Annotated in this window: 17 protein-coding genes; 3 read left to right on the plus strand and 14 right to left on the minus strand. The window is 44.0% G+C overall.

Annotation, left to right across the window (positions count from 1 at the left end; all coding sequences use genetic code 11):
• Positions 1-6: 6 nt before the first annotated feature.
• The 5 genes from AACV20_RS07860 to htpX all read right to left on the minus strand — a co-directional run bounded on the left by AACV20_RS07860 (position 7) and on the right by htpX (position 4,275).
• Positions 7-747, minus strand: a complete 741-nt coding sequence (locus AACV20_RS07860) for a DUF1365 domain-containing protein (protein ID WP_170907088.1) — start codon at positions 745-747, stop codon at positions 7-9.
• Positions 747-2,021: an NAD(P)/FAD-dependent oxidoreductase gene (locus AACV20_RS07865; RefSeq protein ID WP_170907089.1), complete on the minus strand. Its 1,275-nt coding sequence runs from the start codon at positions 2,019-2,021 to the stop codon at positions 747-749. Before AACV20_RS07865 ends, AACV20_RS07860 begins: the two co-directional genes overlap by 1 nt.
• Before the next feature lie 30 nt (positions 2,022-2,051).
• The gene (locus AACV20_RS07870) at positions 2,052-2,774 is read right to left on the minus strand and encodes an SDR family NAD(P)-dependent oxidoreductase (protein WP_170907090.1); all 723 of its coding nucleotides are present in this window, start codon (positions 2,772-2,774) and stop codon (positions 2,052-2,054) included.
• Positions 2,771-3,190, minus strand: a complete 420-nt coding sequence (locus AACV20_RS07875; protein WP_170907091.1) for a nuclear transport factor 2 family protein — start codon at positions 3,188-3,190, stop codon at positions 2,771-2,773. Before AACV20_RS07875 ends, AACV20_RS07870 begins: the two co-directional genes overlap by 4 nt.
• Before the next feature lie 221 nt (positions 3,191-3,411).
• Entirely contained in the window at positions 3,412-4,275 is an 864-nt protein-coding gene (htpX, locus tag AACV20_RS07880) for a protease HtpX (protein WP_017044602.1), read from the minus strand.
• 306 nt (positions 4,276-4,581) lie between these two features.
• Here htpX and AACV20_RS07885 point away from each other — a divergent pair, with 306 nt between their 5' ends.
• Positions 4,582-4,749 (plus strand): hypothetical protein, encoded by a 168-nt coding sequence (locus AACV20_RS07885; RefSeq protein ID WP_170894779.1) that lies wholly within the window; start codon positions 4,582-4,584, stop codon positions 4,747-4,749.
• A gap of 105 nt (positions 4,750-4,854) precedes the next feature.
• Here the strand turns inward: AACV20_RS07885 and AACV20_RS07890 are convergent, their stop codons facing one another.
• On the minus strand, positions 4,855-7,740 hold the full coding sequence (locus AACV20_RS07890) for a DNA translocase FtsK (RefSeq protein WP_017049915.1): 2,886 nt from the start codon (positions 7,738-7,740) through the stop codon (positions 4,855-4,857).
• A 187-nt stretch (positions 7,741-7,927) separates the two neighbouring features.
• Complete coding sequence (gene lrp, locus AACV20_RS07895; RefSeq protein ID WP_010317439.1) at positions 7,928-8,422, minus strand: leucine-responsive transcriptional regulator Lrp; 495 nt, start codon at positions 8,420-8,422, stop codon at positions 7,928-7,930.
• A gap of 156 nt (positions 8,423-8,578) precedes the next feature.
• Between lrp and ald the strand changes: the two genes are divergently transcribed.
• Positions 8,579-9,703, plus strand: a complete 1,125-nt coding sequence (gene ald / locus AACV20_RS07900) for an alanine dehydrogenase (RefSeq protein ID WP_170907092.1) — start codon at positions 8,579-8,581, stop codon at positions 9,701-9,703.
• Positions 9,704-9,762: 59 nt separating this feature from the next.
• Here the strand turns inward: ald and AACV20_RS07905 are convergent, their stop codons facing one another.
• Both AACV20_RS07905 and cysB read right to left on the minus strand, forming a co-directional pair.
• A complete protein-coding gene (locus tag AACV20_RS07905) occupies positions 9,763-10,959 on the minus strand; it encodes a methyltransferase (RefSeq protein WP_026028586.1) in 1,197 nt (398 codons plus the stop codon).
• A gap of 78 nt (positions 10,960-11,037) precedes the next feature.
• A complete protein-coding gene (gene cysB, locus AACV20_RS07910; RefSeq protein WP_010317444.1) occupies positions 11,038-12,012 on the minus strand; it encodes an HTH-type transcriptional regulator CysB in 975 nt (324 codons plus the stop codon).
• A 299-nt stretch (positions 12,013-12,311) separates the two neighbouring features.
• On the opposite strand from cysB, the gene AACV20_RS07915 reads away from it, so the two are divergent.
• Positions 12,312-13,076 carry a hypothetical protein gene (locus AACV20_RS07915; RefSeq protein ID WP_013857174.1) on the plus strand — a complete coding sequence of 255 codons (765 nt, stop codon included), beginning with the start codon at positions 12,312-12,314 and terminating at the stop codon, positions 13,074-13,076.
• Positions 13,077-13,156: 80 nt separating this feature from the next.
• Here the strand turns inward: AACV20_RS07915 and pyrF are convergent, their stop codons facing one another.
• The 5 genes from pyrF to rpsA all read right to left on the minus strand — a co-directional run bounded on the left by pyrF (position 13,157) and on the right by rpsA (position 17,577).
• The gene (gene pyrF / locus AACV20_RS07920) at positions 13,157-13,852 is read right to left on the minus strand and encodes an orotidine-5'-phosphate decarboxylase (protein WP_038170096.1); all 696 of its coding nucleotides are present in this window, start codon (positions 13,850-13,852) and stop codon (positions 13,157-13,159) included.
• Positions 13,853-13,939: 87 nt separating this feature from the next.
• A complete protein-coding gene (gene lapB / locus AACV20_RS07925) occupies positions 13,940-15,109 on the minus strand; it encodes a lipopolysaccharide assembly protein LapB (RefSeq protein WP_026028046.1) in 1,170 nt (389 codons plus the stop codon).
• A 19-nt stretch (positions 15,110-15,128) separates the two neighbouring features.
• Entirely contained in the window at positions 15,129-15,404 is a 276-nt protein-coding gene (locus AACV20_RS07930) for a LapA family protein (RefSeq protein WP_013857177.1), read from the minus strand.
• 141 nt (positions 15,405-15,545) lie between these two features.
• Complete coding sequence (gene ihfB / locus AACV20_RS07935; protein ID WP_010317449.1) at positions 15,546-15,830, minus strand: integration host factor subunit beta; 285 nt, start codon at positions 15,828-15,830, stop codon at positions 15,546-15,548.
• 76 nt (positions 15,831-15,906) lie between these two features.
• Positions 15,907-17,577 (minus strand): 30S ribosomal protein S1, encoded by a 1,671-nt coding sequence (gene rpsA / locus AACV20_RS07940; RefSeq protein ID WP_013857179.1) that lies wholly within the window; start codon positions 17,575-17,577, stop codon positions 15,907-15,909.
• Positions 17,578-17,672: the final 95 nt, after the last annotated feature.

A 17,672-nucleotide genomic window follows, 5' to 3' on the forward strand; every position in this document is an offset into this window, starting at 1 on the left:
GCGTATTTATGAATGTGGATTGGAGTAGAAAGGTGCTCCTTTAAGCCACAGCTTTAAAGCATGCCAGTAAATACCTATTGTCACTTTTACGGCCATCACGGGTGTTTTGATCAATAACTTGAGTAAATTTTTTGAATTAAATGGTTGTGCCTTCATCGATAAAGTAGCATCGAAAACTTTACCTTCTTTGTGACATTCCAAATGCACACTCAATGACGAACCAAGCGGCTTCAACTTCCAATGATATTGCTGATCAATAGGATTGAAGGGAGAAACATGAAACGCCTTTTGATGACACCACTGTTGCTGCTCTTCTCCCGCTTGTGCTTTCACCGCGTAGTAGTGCCGTTGATTCCAAGGTGTATTACTCACTTCGGCCAACAAGTATTGCCATTCACCTTGTTGATCATAAAGATAGTAGAAATTAACCGGGCTGAAATAGATTCCTAAATAACGAAGGTGACATACTGCCATCACCTTTCCAGAGCAGCGGTCGCCCGTCAGCTCATGAACTTTATCTTGTATGCACTGTTTTAAATCCCCTTCACCAAGATAATCGGCGCGCTGAAAACGCGCCCAGTGCCACCATTTTTCGCCAAACCCCCAAACTGAATCACTCAGTTGATCCAGTTCATCGAGATCAATACACGGCATAAACAATGGATAATTGAGCGCATGTTCAATCGGAGTAAAGCGTCGATGACGTACCATGCCAACCATCAAACAACTGTTGGGCTCCGTCTCCATCACGCCGCGCCTTTTAACTGCTGCGCTTGCGCTTCAAGCTGTGTCACCACATCCAGCGCACTGGTCACGCCATCTTCATGAAAACCATTGCGCCAATAAGCGCCACAGTACCAAGTGTTATTCACACCGTTGACTTCAGGCTTGCGTTGCTGAGCCGCGATAGATTGCGTGGTAAATACCGGGTGGTGATAAGTAAACTGTCGTAAAACTTTCTCATCAGCAATGCGGTCGCCGCTGTTGAGCGATACACAAAAAGTATGAGCGCCTTTAATATGCTGCAAGATATTCATATTGTAGGTCAGCGCTGGTAAACGCGATTCTTGATCTGGACTGCCATCAAGCCAATAGTTCCAAGCTGCCCAAGCGGCTTTTCGCTTAGGCAGCAGTGATGTGTCGGTATGTAAAGTGACTTCATTGGCTTGATAGTGCATTACGCCGAGCACTTCTTGCTCAGCCTCTGTCGGTTGCTCTAACATACCTAATGCCTGATCGCTGTGACATGCAAAAATCACATGATCAAAGTGGTGTGATTGCCCATTAACAATGAGCTCGACACCCGCCGAGCCGCGTTTGACTTGTGTAACTAGGCTATCAAGATGAATCTTATCTTTAAAACCTTGCGTTAAGGGTTCGATGTACGCGCGCGATCCGCCTTCAACCACATACCATTGTGGTCGGTTAGTGATCTCTAGCAGGCCATGGTTGAGGAAGAAACGCAAAAAGAAACTTAACGGAAAAACCCGCATATCAGCCAAGGAAGATGACCAAATTGCCGCTCCCATCGGTAAAATATAATTTTCACAAAAATAGTCAGAAAATTGGTGCTCAAATAAGAAATCACCTAAGGTTTGCATTGATTGATGCGCTTGTTCTGCTTGCTGTTTCGCTAACCGATTGAAGCGAATGATTTCAAAAATAAAGCGATAAAAGACAGGGTTTAACCAGTTCCGCTTTTGTGCAAACAACGTAGTTGCGGTATGACCGTTATATTCCAGCCCATTCACATCATTACGCACACTGAAGCTCATTTGAGTCGGAATGCCTTTTACGCCAATTTCATTCATCATTGCGATGAAATTTGGGTAGGTCCGGTCGTTGTACACGATAAAACCAGTATCAACTGCATGATTTTGACCATCGAGCTCAATATCGACGGTGGCGGTATGCCCACCAATGTAATGATTGGCTTCAAACACGGTAACATCATGATGTTTATGCAGATAATAACCGCATGTTAACCCGGAAATACCGCTACCAATAATGGCGATTTTCATACTCAATTCCTTTAATTACAAAACAGATCGTTATTTAAGTAATGCCGCAACTAATTTGCCTTGCCATGCGTAAGGTAAGCTGCCAATCAAACGTAATAGGCTCGTAAAACGGGCCGGAAAATAGAGGGTGGTTTTGCCTTTTTCCAACCCACGGCGAATCGCCTGCGATGCATACTCGGCACTGACCATCATTGGCATCGAAAAACTATTTTTATCAGTCAAAGGCGTGGCAACAAACCCAGGATAGATCATCGTCACAGCAACACCTTGCGCTCGCCAATCTTGCATGAGCGAGCGTGCTAGGTAACTAACCGCCGCTTTAGAAGCGCCATAGGCTTCTGCTCTTGGCAGAGCGATTTCACTGGCGATGGAACCAACGATCGCCACACGGTGGTTAGCAACAAAGTGATGCTGTATCGCCTCAATGCAATGAGCTAAACCCAAAACGTTTACGTCAAACACACGCTTAAACCGAAGTGAATCCATTTGACCATGATCGATGTATTCGCAATCGCCAGCGTTGAGGATCCATAGTGAAGGAGTAAAAGGCAGTTGCGATAAAGCCGATTTCGTTTGCTCAAAATCGGTAATATCAAACGCAATGCCTTGGATCTGCGGATACTCTTGATGCATTTGATTAAGCTTGGCTTGGTTACGCCCACAAGCAATAACTTGCCAACCCGTTTTTGCATAATCAACAGTTAGCTGATAACCAATACCAGAAGTGGCTCCCGTGATAAGTACACTCTTCATTGCCCTAACCTCTGTTTGATCGAACGAATAACACTTCCCAGCAGCGGAATGTGTTCATAGAGCATTTCTCCCAAGTCGAAGTAATCACGGTGATAAATGACTTGGTTGTCTTGAAACTTGAGATGGCTCATCCCTTGCACTTGTATAAGTTTTCCACGAGCTAACCGAGGATGCTGCAAAGACATAGTCCATGTGAGAAAGCCGCAGTCACCGACTTGCTGGTGATCATGGATGGTAAAATCACAACACTCTACGTTCTGATACAAACGAGCAAAATAATCCGATAGCGCACGCCAACCTTCTATTCGATGAGCGGCATCCTCAAAAAGGACATTGTCGTGATAAACCTGACGTAATAAAGGCAAGTTCTCTTTGTTGAGTTGACGATAAACTTGAGCAACCGATTCGACATCCATTGTACGTTTCCATAAGTTATACAAAAACTTCACATGTACAAAATAGTACAAGTCACTTAGTTATACAAAATATTTCTTGTATAACTTTGTATCTTTTCAATGCATACGTGGTTGCAAGGAATTAAGATCAAAAAAGAAAATAAAGACTAAAATTCCAATAGTTACGACGATCAAAAAGGCCAGCGTAATGCGCTGGCCTTCTCTTTTTTAGTTAGCTTAGATTAACTATTGCGCAAAGCGGCGATGCGTTTATCAAGCGGTGGGTGACTCATCAATAATTCCGTCATTGAACGTTTACCGTTGATACCAAAAGCCATCATGGAACCTTCCAATTGAGATTCTTGCCCCATTTTTAAACGCTCTAACGCCGCAATCATCTTGTGTTTACCCACAAGCTTTGCTGCACCTGCGTCGGCGTGGAATTCGCGATGACGGCTATACCACATCGTAATAAAGCTCGCGAGGAAGCCAAATACCAATTCCAACACCATAGAGATGCCAAAATAAACCATCATATTGCTACCGCCACCCTCTTCTGAATCACGAGACGACACGATGTTTGCGATAAAGCGCGATAAGAAAATAACGAAGGTGTTAACCACTCCTTGCATTAAAGTCATCGTAACCATATCGCCATTGGCAATGTGGCTCACTTCATGCGCCAATACCGCTTCCGCCTCGTCACGCGTCATGCTGTGCAATAGCCCCGTTGAAACAGCGACGAGAGAATCATCACGTTTAGCGCCGGTTGCAAAAGCGTTGATGTCCGGTGAATCATAAATTGCTACCGTTGGCATACCAATACCCGCTTGCTGAGCTTGACGACTTACAGTTTGCAATAACCAGTGCTCAGTTTCGTTACGTGGACTTTCAATCACCATTCCACCTACCGAGCGCAGAGCCATGCTCTTTGACATCAATAATGAAATAAATGAGCCGCCAAAACCAAACAACGCGGCCATGACGAGCAAGCCAGATAAACTGCCCGGCTGCATCCCCGTCACAGCATAAACAATATTTAATACAAGGCTAAGAACCAGAACCACCGCAAGGTTGGTTGCTAGAAATAACATGACTCGCTTCATTACTTATCTCCGAATGAAAATCTTATTATGAGTGTAGGCTGCAAGCGACGCTAGCATGAACCTACACAATTTTTCATATACATATAGTCTAAGATTTGAAAAACAAGGTTAAGCGATAAATTGAAACATTTAATGTCTGACGCCGAGTTTTCTAAAATCTGTTATTGAATAGCAAGATGGTTAACCTACCCTTACAGCACGTGATGAGCAACTGAACGCATAAGACTTTGGTCGTATTGAGAGTCCCAGCTAAAGTGACTACATTGCATGGGAAACAGACATTTTCGACGGACAAAGGACAGCATCATGGCTGAAACGAGCAACTATCAAATGGCGATTGATTTACTGTGTTGCCACTTAGGTCTCTCTGAAGATGAAGCTAAACAACAATTGGGAATTGGCAGTACACCATCCGCGCAGCAGCAAATATCTGACACGCAACAAGCACTGGTGGGGCTGATGCAAGAAAAATAGCCGTTAGCAAGGCTGGCGAGAGTTTATGCTAGCTAAATTGAAACAGCGCCGCTCATGGCATCATGGGTGGCGCTGTTTTGTTTGTGTTGCCTACAATGACCGTGATTAATCTCGCGGCGGCGCTGGCGATAGTACTTCGCGATTACCATTATGACCGGGAGCGCTCACAATACCTTGTGCTTCCAACTGCTCTACAATTCTTGCAGCACGGTTGTAACCGATTTTAAATCGGCGTTGCACTCCTGAAACTGAACCTCGACGCGTTTCCACTACATGTTCAACCACTTGATCAAATAGCGGATCCACTTCTTCATCACTTTCCATCTTCTCACCGGGTAGCAAGGCTTCTGGTCCTTGGTCACCATAAGTGATCTCTTCTATGTAGTTCGGCTTACCGCGTGCTTTCCAGTTGTTTACCACCGCATGCACATCTTCATCCGAGGCAAACGCACCGTGAACCCGGATCGTGTGGCTAGAACCCGGTGGTAGATAGAGCATATCGCCCATACCGAGCAGTGATTCCGCACCACTTTGGTCCAAAATAGTTCTTGAGTCGGTTTTAGTCGAAACGGTAAACGCAACGCGGGTCGGAATATTCGCTTTGATTAAACCGGTGATCACATCAACCGATGGGCGCTGAGTGGCCAAAATAAGGTGAATACCCGCAGCTCGAGCCTTTTGTGCCAAACGCGCGATCAACTCTTCTACTTTTTTACCCACCACCATCATCAGATCAGCAAATTCATCAACAACCACGACAATGTAAGGCAGTTTTTCCAGCAGTGGCGGTTCACTCTCCATACTGTCCCCTTCTCTCCACAAAGGATCGTGGATGGGGTGGCCAGCAGCAGCAGCCATTTTTAGCTTATCATTGAAGCCTTTGATGTTACGCACACCAAGTACAGACATTAATTTATAACGACGTTCCATTTCACCCACACACCAACGTAAAGCATTTGATGCGTCTTTCATGTCAGTCACGACTTCAGCTAACAGGTGAGGAATACCCTCGTAGATCGATAGCTCTAACATTTTCGGGTCAATCATAATAAAGCGAACGTCTTCTGGGCTCGCTTTATAAAGCATGCTGAGGATCATCACGTTGACCCCAACCGACTTACCTGAGCCTGTAGTACCAGCCACCAACACGTGCGGCATTTTGGCTAAATCCGCGACCAATGCTTCGCCTGCAATGTCTTGCCCTAAAACGATGGTCGTGGGTGATTTCGCTTCTTGGAATTGACGGCTTTTTATAACATCTGACAAATAGACGGTTTGACGACTCATGTTTGGCAGTTCAAGACCAACATAAGGTTTACCAGGGATCACTTCAACCACCCTCACCGCCATTGCCGATAAAGAACGCGCCAAATCCATCGATAGGCTAGAAATACGGCTCACTTTTACGCCTGGAGCTAAATCTAATTCAAAACGAGTGATAACCGGCCCCGGAAAGATATCAACCACTTGCGCTTGGATTTTGTAATCCGCGAGTTTAGATTCAACCAAACGAGCAACCTCCTCTAATGCCTCTCGGTCAATAAAGTGTTCACGCTTTTCTGGGTGATACAGAAGCTCTAACGTCGGTAGTGGCTCCGTCGGTTTAGGCAGGTTAGTTTCTTTTTGCATTAAAAATGGATTTTGCTTGGCCGCCATATTGGCCTGAGCCGAAGACACCATGTTCTGAAAAGCCGTCACATCGCTATCTTGCTGGCCTAACGGTGGCTCGTCATCTTCTGACATCACATCAAGATCAGCAGCCAACGCTTGATCTGATTCATCTTCATCCAGCACATCCAAATTGGAAATAACCGGTTCAACACGCGACACATCAAGATCAACTTCTGTCATCGTAAGCGACGGATCGCTCACCTCTTCGTCCTCTGCCCATGCATATTGCTGAGCTTCTTGACTGGCATCGAGGTCGGCACTGGCTAATGCTTGATGCTCATTAGCTCTTTCATCTACCCAGTCTGCCGATGAAAGAGCAAGGTCATCCTCTTCCAACGCAACAGATTCTAACTCTTCAATCGTTGCACTAAGCTGCTTGCTGCGATCAAATGGCGCTTCATCTGAGTGAGTTTCACTGAATTCAGGAGAAGTGTTAGCCTGAGTTTTGGCCGCTGGCATGTGAATATTAAAACGTCTTGGCGAGTGAGTCTGTTCCAGCTCTTCTTCAACCTCTACCGCAGGCGTGTATTGCTCGGCCCCAAACGCATCGAGGGCTGATTTGACATATTCTTCATTTGGCGAACTAGACTCAACAACGGCTAAGTCTGCGGATGATGATTCAAGCGGCGACAATTCCATTGGCGACAAAACGGGCGCAATATCTTCATCTTTCTCACCACGTAATCGATTGATCAACGCAACGCCAAGAGAAATACTCATCGTGCCTAACCATTCCACGATGCTTAGCCAGGAGATACCCGTTAGCAGCGTAAAACCAGCGCCCCATAAAAAGAGCAATACTAGGGTTGAGCCTAGTAAATTAAGCGTTGGCAGCGCCAAACTGGTTAAGACATCCCCAATCACACCACCAGATGAAAAATACCAAATATCGTCAAAGTTGATATCCGCAAGACCACAACTGGTCAAAATCAAGATGGTTAAGCCGAGTAAACGCGTTCCCCACAGCACAAAATCAAGGGGTTCATTCTCTTCTCTTTTACGCAGAAAAACCCATGCTAGCACAGTAATCATGAGCGGTATTGGGTAGGCCAGCGATCCAAAAATAAAGAACAAGGTATCGGCAATCCATGCGCCAATAATACCGCCTGCATTTTCAATATCGCCTCCCCACGCGGTTTGCGACCATGAAGGATCGGCGGGACTAAATGTTAATAAAGCGATGGAAAGAAGCACAGAGGCAAGCACAGCGACAATAAGCCCGCACTCTTTCAGACGTTGCGATCCATTGAGGCGTGAAGACTGAGGCTCTTCGCTGGTCTTAATAATGGTCTCAACTTTATTTTGGTTCTCTTTGAACATAAACCTAGATTCTGATTAACGCCAACACTCAAGGTTTATTGCGGCTTGATGCGTTGGTTTGGGTGAAAACAGTCCGAGCGGCAAAAGCCGCTCGGTTTGTTGTGTGATTTAACCACATCAAGGTTAAAAACCCAATTGGCGAACGTCAGAATGTGGAAAGAAGTACCACTATTCAGACAATCTGGCGTTATCGAGTTTTGATAACCAACTGGTTACTTTGCTTCACTTCTTCCATCACAACATAAGTGCGAGTGTCATTGACTCCGGGCAAACGCAATAGCGTATCACCCAACAATTTACGATACGCCCCCATGTCAGAGACTCGAGTTTTGAGAAGATAGTCAAAATCACCCGAAACAAGATGGCATTCTTGAATGTCATCCAGTTTTTGAACCGCAGTATTAAACTGTTCAAACACATCAGGTGCACCGCGATTCAATGTAATTTCCACAAATACCAACAGCGAAGCATCAAGATATTGTGGATTCAACAACGCGGTATAACCGGTAATGAAACCTTGACGCTCTAAACGACGTACACGCTCTAAACAGGGGGTTGGAGATAAACCCACTCGTTTTGATAATTCTACATTCGAAATACGACCATCTTTCTGCAATTCATTCAAAATATTGCGATCGATACGGTCTAAATCCTTGGACGGCCTTTTATAGTTGTCTGCCATTTTTTATTCCACCTTATTACTTCCTTGCAAAAATATATACTACAACTTTTTAATATTCAGTATCAAATTTTACACATTCACATCTATACTAGTCACAAATTCGAAACAACAACCCTACATATAGTTATAACAACCAAAAAAACCTAAGGAGTCAGGATGATCATTGGAGTTCCTAAAGAAATCAAAAACCACGAATATCGTGTGGGCATGATTCCCGCAAGCGTGCGCGAACTTGTCTCACACGGTCACCAAGTTTATGTTGAAACAAATGCCGGTTCCGGCATCGGCTTTTCAGACGATGATTACATCGCTGTAGGCGCATCCATTCTTCCTACTGCTTCTAACATTTTTGCGAAAGCAGAAATGATTGTTAAGGTCAAAGAACCTCAGGCTGCTGAACGAGCAATGCTCCGCGAAGGCCAAATTTTATTTACCTATTTACATCTAGCTCCAGATTTTCCACAAACTGAGGAGCTAATCAAGAGCAAAGCTGTCTGTATAGCCTACGAGACTGTAACAGATAATATGGGTCGCTTGCCACTATTAGCACCAATGTCTGAAGTCGCTGGTCGAATGTCTATTCAATCAGGTGCGCAGTGTTTAGAAAAATCACACGCGGGCTGTGGTTTGTTACTGGGTGGTGTACCCGGAGTCGCACCAGCAAAAGTGGTGGTGATTGGTGGTGGTGTCGTCGGTGCCAACGCAGCCAGAATTGCCGTCGGAATGCGTGCAGATGTGACGATTCTCGACCGAAGTGTTGATATGCTGCGTAAACTCGATGAAGAGTTCCAAGGTCACGCTAAAGTCGTGTATTCAACAAAGGATGCGATTGAAAAATACGTCCTCGAAGCCGATTTAGTAATAGGCGCAGTACTGATCCCCGGAGCAGCAGCTCCTAAACTCGTTACTAAAGATCTGATTTCTAGAATGAAACCTGGCTCTGCGGTCGTTGATGTGGCAATTGACCAAGGCGGCTGCTTTGAAACCTCACATGCTACCACTCATGATGACCCGACCTATATCGTTGATGACGTCGTTCATTACTGCGTCGCAAACATGCCAGGCGCTGTGGCTCGCACATCAACTTTCGCCTTGAATAACGCTACGTTGCCTTACATTGTTAAACTGGCCAATAAAGGTTATCAACGTGCATTATTAGAGGATAAAGGATTCCTAGAAGGTTTAAACGTGATACACGGCAAAGTCACCTGTAAAGAGGTCGCCGAGAGTTTCAACCTTGAATATCTTAAGCCATCTGAAGCTATCGCTCTGTTTAACTAACGATAACAATTTGCGGTAAAGCTCTCAATTCTTAGCCAAGTGCATCATGCGCTTGGCTTTCATTTTTTAAAAGCGTGAACCAATATATTGCGTGGCGTTACTTTCCTAGCGCAAAACTGCTCAATCTGCACCTCATAGCCTTGCTCTTGAAGATAAAGTGCCTTATCCAATACCAACCAAAGCTCAATCATGCGGCGAAATGCCTGTTGCACTAAGCCTATCCTTTCCATCTGCCAAAAACGCTGCTCGCCTTTACGTTCATAAGCAGGCCAATCCACTTCTGGTAATGCGATGCCTTTTTGTGCCGCCGCCCAATAACAAAAAGCTAAAAATCCTTCGGCTAGTTGTGATTTTTTGAGGCTCGGAATTGGGCAATATTGATGGTGCCCAAGCTCAGATCTTAGCAACAAATCAAAACCCAAACGAAACGTCATTTCTTGCAAACGATGACGGCGAACCCGCTCTCCCCCCGTAACGGTTTCTTGCAGCGGAATACGCAGCTCTTCTTTGGACAAGGCAAGAGAAGAAGTACGACCGTAGCTGGACATGGGTTGGTAGCTATCGGCTTTGATTAAATGGTAGCAACATGGTGAAAACGTAATCGCAGGCAAGCGATGAGCAACAGAATATTCGAGTAGGCGAACATGGAGATCACCACAGGCATGTAAAGCGACGGCATGCTGATTGGTATTGAAAACGCCAAACGCTTGCGGCTCAAAAGCGTCCCCTTGAATAAATTGCATCGGAAGATCATGTTCATCGGCGCAAGCTTGTCCTGCATGACAGAGCTGCGACTGATATTCAAAACTAGTGACTTTTTGTTTTGACTGCGCTGCGATAATTCGACCTAAAAAGCCTTTACCCGCGCACCACTCTAGCCATTCCGTTCCTGAATGCCTAGAGACGAGTGATTCGCTCATTAAACGAATTTGTTCTAGCTTTCTGCCAGGGATCCCCTGCTCTAAGTAAGGGCTGAGTGCTTGCTGAGTATTACGAGGGGCATCTTGAAGCCTAATCATGATATCCGCTTCTTTTAACCCCTCGATATACGGATGAAGTTGCTCAATGAGCGCTTGCGGCGATGACTTTAAGCTATCGATACTGTCCAAAGATAGCGTTTGCAACCACTGATCCAGCCTATGGTCTGAATGTTTCCAAGGTGAACTGTCTAAGCCACTATGATGAAAGGGCTCAAATCGCCAAAAACGTTGGTTTTCAATTAAAAAAGCATCGATATGTTTGAAAAGCGCGCGCATACATCCCCCTAGAAAGGCCAATTCTAGGAGGTGATGGTTTAATTAGAAAGTGTTTCGTTTTAAATGATCAAAATTTGCTTAACGAACTGGCAATTCAATGTCTTTAAACATCTCTTCTATTTCGATATTCGATTTTAACGAGGTAGCCCGTTCGACGACAGGGCGAGTAAGATGAGGTGCGAAACGTTCCATAAAGTCAAACATATAAGAGCGCAGGAATGTACCTCGGCGAAACCCAATGCTAGTCGTGCTCGCACCAAAAAGATGGCTGGCATCAATCGCGATAAGATCGGTGTCGCGTGATTTATCTATCGCCATACTTGCGATAACACCCACCCCAATTCCCATTCGGACATAAGTTTTTATCACATCCGCATCGGTGGCGGTGAAGACAACTCGCGGCGTTAACCCTACGCGATTAAATGCAGTGTCTAACTCTGAACGACCAGTAAAACCAAACACGTAAGTGACCAATGGATACGCGGCTAAATCCTCAATCGTTACCCGTTCTTTTTTTGCAAGAGCATGATCTTTTGGCACAACAATAGAACGGTTCCAATGATAACAAGGTAGCATGATGGCATCTTGGTACAGATGAAGCGCTTCTGTTGCTATCGCAAAATTAGCGGTACCTTTTGCAACCGCTTCCGACATCTGACTTGGAGTGCCTTGGTGCATGTGTAACGACACTTTCGGATAACGTGCAGTGAATCCTTTGATTACATCAGGTAACGCGTAGCGAGCTTGTGTATGAGTCGTTGAAATATTCAGCGTACCCATCTCAGGGTGCGTATGCTCCCCTGCCACGGCCTTAATGCTTTCCACACGTGAAAGGATCTCTTGTGAGATACGAATAATATCTTCACCTGCACCCGTGACTTGTGTCAGGTGCTTACCGCTACGCTCAAAAATTTGAATACCCAATTCATCTTCGAGTAAACGAACCTGTTTACTAATGCCTGGCTGAGAGGTATAAAGGCTTTCCGCAGTTGCTGAGACATTCAGGTTGTGATTAACCACTTCAACAATATATTTTAACTGCTGTAACTTCATTATTGGCCCCGTAATCCATTATCAAAGATCCAGATCTTTCAATCATAGTTTATAATTATTAGTTATAACGCTTAACACTCTCAATTCAAAGCTTGATGATTCAAGAGCGAAGAAAAAAGTAAGTATTTTGCGTAGCTGACTAAATTTTTGCCAACTATCGCCCAATCTAAGCAATAAAAGGCAGTTTTTAGGGGTTAAAACAGGAATAATAAAAATAGTCAATTTGAAGGTGTAGTGATAACTAAGGATCGTGTATTCTTAATTGCTAGCCACTGAATTCTAATAAAGATACGGATTATATGAATATAGGTTTAATCATTGCTCTTGTAGCAGTTTTGCTGGTGTTAGTCCTTGGCTATAACATCATGCTTCAATACAAAGTAAAGGTCGAGTCAGCTAAAAAGCAGGAGTCGACTCGATATATCGCCATTATTGATGCGACAGAAGACCTTATCGGCAACGCACACCACATGCCGTTTAGTAAAGAACTCTTAGTGTGTTTAAATACCCGTATCCTTGATGCCCTACTTAGTATGTATGAGCTTGACCCGAAAAATAAGCAGTTAGCACAACGCATTGAGCATATGAAAGGGCAAATTAAGCATTTACAAGAAAACCACCCAGGTGGTGACAGTACAACGTTTAAAGTACCCACCAGCGATAAACAAGCTTTGATTATGCTTAAACTAGTGAAACGTTTAAGAGACACGATTCGTAGTGAGCACAATAAAGGACGTTTTGAAACACAATCTTACGTCGCTGAAAATGCGCGTCTAGAAACAATACAAATTCGAATCAACATTGAAAATGTTGTTAAGCGGGCAAATGATTCGATCGTTCGTGGGCAACCCGGAACTGCGATTCAGCTATTGCGTAAAGGGATCGATGTTCTGAGCTCAAAAAATGATGCTTATTCCAATCAAGCTCGTGAAAAACTTCAGTCAATGTATGATGACTTAGAAAAACGACGCCAAACAAAAAGTGCAACGGATCTTCAACAAATTGAAGATAACGAGAGAAATAGTGATATGGAAGCACTGTTTGGTGAAAAGAAAAAATGGTAGCCCATTATTTTTGATTAGGAAGTATTTTTAAGGTCGCATAAGCGACCTTTTTCATACAACAACGTAAAGAAAACATTAATTTAAATTAACGTATCATTTATCGCTTTTAGGACTTCATCCGGTCTTGTTGCCTGAGTAATTGGGCGACCGATGACTAGATAATCTGAACCAGCTTTTATGGCCTCACTCGGAGTCATAATACGTCTTTGGTCTCCTGTTTCAGAACCAATAGGACGAATCCCTGGCGTAACTAATTTAAACTCTTGACCAAGATGGCTCTTAAGCATGTGCGCTTCTTGAGCTGAGCATACCACTCCATCTAACCCTGCATTTTGAGTTAGGCTAGCCAGACGCATTACATGCTCTTTAGGCGCAACATCGATGCCAATACCACGAAGATCAGATTGTTCCATACTGGTTAGTACTGTGACAGCAATAAGTAGTGGTCTATCGTTACCATAAGGTTCAAGAATCTGGCGAGACGCCGACATCATTCTCTCCCCACCACTGGCATGAACATTCACCATCCATACGCCAAGCTCAGCCGCCGCACGTACGGCTTTAGAGCACGTGTTGGGAATATCATGAAACTTTAGGTCTAAGAATACCGAAAAACCTCTTTTGTGTAGCTCACGCACAAAATCGGGACCAAACAGGGTAAACATCTCCTTACCCACTTTTAATCGACAGCTGTTGGGGTCAATTTTATCAACAAAAGCTAACGCTTCCGCTTGTTGCTCATAATCCAACGCGACAATTACTCTCTGGTCTTTCATTTTCACTCCTAAAATAATTAAGCTAAAAAAATGCAGCTTTCATAAGCTGCAGTTTTCGAGTCGATCAGTAACTCCAGTACATGAACTCTATTCACCATCCAAACCACGGATAGGTTTAATTGAACCCCAATTCTTACATGATGGGCAGTGCCAGTAGAGAGAATGGGTTGAGAAACCACACTTTCTGCATCGGTAGTGAGGTTTTACTTTTAGTTGCTCACCTACCAATTTTTGCAAGGTCGACAAGCTCTCTTTCGCTCGACCTTCCTCTGCTTCGATGAGATGGTAGTCAATTAAACGGTAGAAGCCCTTCATGGTCGGATTTTTAACCAATTGCCGTGTCAAAAGTTCCTGTGCAGCTCCAGCACCATCATGTTGTGCCACCAACTGTGCGAGCATCAGTTCAGCTGACACTCCAGCTTCATTGATAATGCACTCGCGTAAAAACTCAACAAGTTCACCCTCTTTCCCAATATGGTGATAGCATTCAGCAAGCGTAGGCAATACCTCGCCGATAAAATCAATGTCCTGCTCCAAGACCATTTGCATATACTGGATTGTATGACGGTAGTCATCATTTTCAAGATACAGCTTACCTAAAGAGATCGTTGCGCGTACACACTTCGGATCTTCAGACAGCGCTTTTTTAAGATATTGAATCGCTTTGCTATCGCGTCCTTCAGCCTTCTCTTGCATTGCAAGTTCACACCAAAAATGGGCTATAACACTGTGCATCCTTTTTCTGCCTAATTTTACCAACGCATAAGCGTAATCGATAGCTTTATGCCACTCTCGAGTCTGTTGGTAAATAGAAACCAATTGTTGCAACGCCGCTTCTTTGTGTTCGGGCTCTTCAATCAGTTGTTCAAATATTTTTTCAGCGCGGTCGAGAAAGCCTGCCACCATATAATCTTTTGCCAATTGTTGTAAGGCGAGATTTTTTTGGTCAATAGTAAGACTTGAACGAGATATGAGATTTTGATGGATGCGGATAGCACGATCAACCTCTCCTCTTGAACGGAATAAGTTGCCCAGCGCTAAGTGGGTATCAATCGTTTCATTGTCTACTTGGAGTAGCTCGATAAAATGGTCAACGGCCTTATCTGATTGATCAGAAAGCAGCAAGTTAAGACCCGTCACATACTGACGAGAAATTTGGTGAGAGTGTTTCTGCTTGTCTTGCTGAGCACTGCGATTTCCCATATACCAGCCGTAGGCGGCGGCAATCGGTAATAGCAAGAAGAGAATTTCTAACATCAAGTCAGCCTTTATTTCACTACGCTTTACTTGTTACAGCGTTGTTCTCTGCTGTTTGCTTTTTCAGTTGCTTATTCAACTTTCTAACTTGCAACTGAGACTTGAAGTAGAAGCTACTGCCAAGCAAACAAGCAAGTAAAAAACCAGAGACAAAGACAGTGCCAAGTAAAGTAGACAGGTGAAATTCGCCTTGAGCGATCAAATAGTTAAACGTCACAACTGCTTGATTTTGAGCCCCTAATGCTAAAGCAATCAAAAAAAGTGCAAGAATTAGAACGATTTTTATAATTTTCATATGCCACTACCTATCCAGTATTGATCTGGTCTGATTATGCAGGAAAATGGCCTTACAAACCATGTCTATTATGGATTCCTTTCTTAAAAAAACGGCATACTTAAACTGTATGCCGTTTTTTAGAATACTCTCTAAATCGCTTTAGATATTCTCATTAACTCGCTCACGTAACTCTTTACCTGGCTTGAAATGAGGGACGAATTTGCCATCCAACACCACTTTATCACCGGTTTTAGGATTACGACCTACTCTAGGCTCACGATAGTGCAAAGAGAAACTACCAAATCCGCGAATTTCGATTCGCTCTCCGCTTTCTAAAGTTGATGCCATATGTTCAAGAATATCTTTCACAGCATCTTCAATTTCTTTAGCAGATAGGTGCGTTTTCTCAGCACAGAGTCTTTCTATCAATTCAGACTTAGTCATAGTTTCCCTCATTACTTATCAAAGTAGGCACTAACTGAAAAAAAAGGAGCCTTACGGCCCCTTTTAGCGAGTTAGATTATTCGCCTTTAGCAGCCTTGAATGCATCAGCCATAGCATTACCAAACGCACCTTCATCAGCTTTGTTCAGAGTAGCCATTGCTTCTTGCTCATCAGCTTCATCTTTAGCTTTGATAGATAGGTTGATTACGCGGTTTTTACGGTCTACACCAGTAAATTTCGCTTCAACGCTGTCACCAACGCTTAGGACTAGAGACGCATCTTCAATACGGTCACGAGATGCTTCAGAAGCACGGATGTAACCTTCAACGCCGTCTACAAGTTCAATTGTAGCACCTTTCGCGTCAACTGCAGTAACAGTACCGTTAACTAGAGTACCTTTTTTGTTATCAGCAACATATGCGTTGAACGGGTCGTTTTCCATTTGCTTAACGCCAAGAGAAATACGCTCACGCTCTGCATCTACTGCTAGAACAACTGCAGAGATTTCATCGCCTTTCTTGTAATCACGTACCGCTTCTTCTCCAGGAACGTTCCAAGAGATGTCAGATAGGTGAACTAGACCGTCGATGCCGCCGTCTAGACCGATGAAGATACCGAAGTCAGTGATAGACTTGATCTTACCAGTAACTTTGTCGCCTTTAGCTTGCGCTTCAGCGAATGACTGCCATGGGTTAGCTTTACACTGTTTAAGACCTAGAGAGATACGACGACGCTCTTCGTCGATATCAAGAACCATAACCTCAACTTCGTCGCCAACATTAACAACTTTAGATGGGTGGATGTTCTTGTTAGTCCAATCCATTTCAGAAACGTGTACTAGACCTTCAACGCCTTCTTCGATTTCAACGAAGCAGCCGTAGTCAGTTAGATTTGTTACACGGCCAGATAGTTTATGACCTTCTGGGTAACGCTTAGCGATAGCTACCCATGGATCTTCGCCAAGTTGCTTAAGACCTAGTGATACGCGAGTACGATCACGATCAAACTTAAGAACTTTAACTAGGATTTCGTCACCAACGTTAACGATTTCTGATGGGTGTTTAACGCGTTTCCAAGCCATATCTGTGATATGTAGAAGACCATCAACACCACCAAGGTCAACGAATGCGCCGTAGTCAGTAAGGTTCTTAACGATACCTTTAACTTCAGTGCCTTCTTGTAGAGTTTCAAGAAGTTCGTCACGTTCAACGCTGCTTTCTGATTCGATAACAGCACGACGAGAAACAACAACGTTGTTACGTTTCTGGTCTAGTTTGATAACTTTGAACTCTAGCTCTTTGTTTTCTAGGTGAGTAGTGTCACGGATAGGACGCACGTCAACAAGAGAGCCTGGAAGGAAAGCACGGATACCGTTTAGTTCAACAGTGAAGCCACCTTTAACTTTACCATTGATAATACCAATAACAGTTTCAGCTTCTTCGTAAGCTTTCTCAAGAACGATCCAAGCTTCATGACGCTTAGCTTTCTCACGAGAAAGTTGAGTTTCACCGAAACCATCTTCAACAGCGTCTAGAGCAACGTCTACTTCAGAACCAACTTCAACTTCAAGTTCGCCAGCAGCGTTCTTGAACTGTTCAGCAGGGATAGCAGACTCAGACTTAAGACCAGCGTCAACAAGAACGAAACCATTCTCGATAGCGACTACAGTACCTTTAACGATTGTACCTTGTTGAAATTGTGTTTCGTTTAAAAACTCTTCAAAGAGTTGAGCAAAAGATTCAGTCATTTATTTAATCTTCAATAATTAAACTTCCATGGGTATCCTACCGCATGGGGTTATTAAATTCGCCAGTCATCATCCTTGCGACCGACGCTCTTACC

Origin of the sequence: Vibrio sp. B4-6 (genome assembly GCF_963888245.1) — a bacterium.
Classification (GTDB): Bacteria; Pseudomonadota; Gammaproteobacteria; order Enterobacterales; family Vibrionaceae; genus Vibrio; species Vibrio anguillarum.

What these genes read in the sequence shown, in the direction of transcription:
- AACV20_RS07860 (WP_170907088.1), bottom strand. Translation starts at nt 747, where the DNA reads ATGGAGACGGAGCCCAACAGTTGTTTGATGGTTGGCATGGTACGTCAT.
- AACV20_RS07865 (WP_170907089.1), bottom strand. Translation starts at nt 2,021, where the DNA reads ATGAAAATCGCCATTATTGGTAGCGGTATTTCCGGGTTAACATGCGGT.
- AACV20_RS07870 (WP_170907090.1), bottom strand. Translation starts at nt 2,774, where the DNA reads ATGAAGAGTGTACTTATCACGGGAGCCACTTCTGGTATTGGTTATCAG.
- AACV20_RS07875 (WP_170907091.1), bottom strand. Translation starts at nt 3,190, where the DNA reads ATGGATGTCGAATCGGTTGCTCAAGTTTATCGTCAACTCAACAAAGAG.
- htpX (WP_017044602.1), bottom strand. Translation starts at nt 4,275, where the DNA reads ATGAAGCGAGTCATGTTATTTCTAGCAACCAACCTTGCGGTGGTTCTG.
- AACV20_RS07885 (WP_170894779.1), top strand. Translation starts at nt 4,582, where the DNA reads ATGGCTGAAACGAGCAACTATCAAATGGCGATTGATTTACTGTGTTGC.
- AACV20_RS07890 (WP_017049915.1), bottom strand. Translation starts at nt 7,740, where the DNA reads ATGTTCAAAGAGAACCAAAATAAAGTTGAGACCATTATTAAGACCAGC.
- lrp (WP_010317439.1), bottom strand. Translation starts at nt 8,422, where the DNA reads ATGGCAGACAACTATAAAAGGCCGTCCAAGGATTTAGACCGTATCGAT.
- ald (WP_170907092.1), top strand. Translation starts at nt 8,579, where the DNA reads ATGATCATTGGAGTTCCTAAAGAAATCAAAAACCACGAATATCGTGTG.
- AACV20_RS07905 (WP_026028586.1), bottom strand. Translation starts at nt 10,959, where the DNA reads ATGCGCGCGCTTTTCAAACATATCGATGCTTTTTTAATTGAAAACCAA.
- cysB (WP_010317444.1), bottom strand. Translation starts at nt 12,012, where the DNA reads ATGAAGTTACAGCAGTTAAAATATATTGTTGAAGTGGTTAATCACAAC.
- AACV20_RS07915 (WP_013857174.1), top strand. Translation starts at nt 12,312, where the DNA reads ATGAATATAGGTTTAATCATTGCTCTTGTAGCAGTTTTGCTGGTGTTA.
- pyrF (WP_038170096.1), bottom strand. Translation starts at nt 13,852, where the DNA reads ATGAAAGACCAGAGAGTAATTGTCGCGTTGGATTATGAGCAACAAGCG.
- lapB (WP_026028046.1), bottom strand. Translation starts at nt 15,109, where the DNA reads ATGTTAGAAATTCTCTTCTTGCTATTACCGATTGCCGCCGCCTACGGC.
- AACV20_RS07930 (WP_013857177.1), bottom strand. Translation starts at nt 15,404, where the DNA reads ATGAAAATTATAAAAATCGTTCTAATTCTTGCACTTTTTTTGATTGCT.
- ihfB (WP_010317449.1), bottom strand. Translation starts at nt 15,830, where the DNA reads ATGACTAAGTCTGAATTGATAGAAAGACTCTGTGCTGAGAAAACGCAC.
- rpsA (WP_013857179.1), bottom strand. Translation starts at nt 17,577, where the DNA reads ATGACTGAATCTTTTGCTCAACTCTTTGAAGAGTTTTTAAACGAAACA.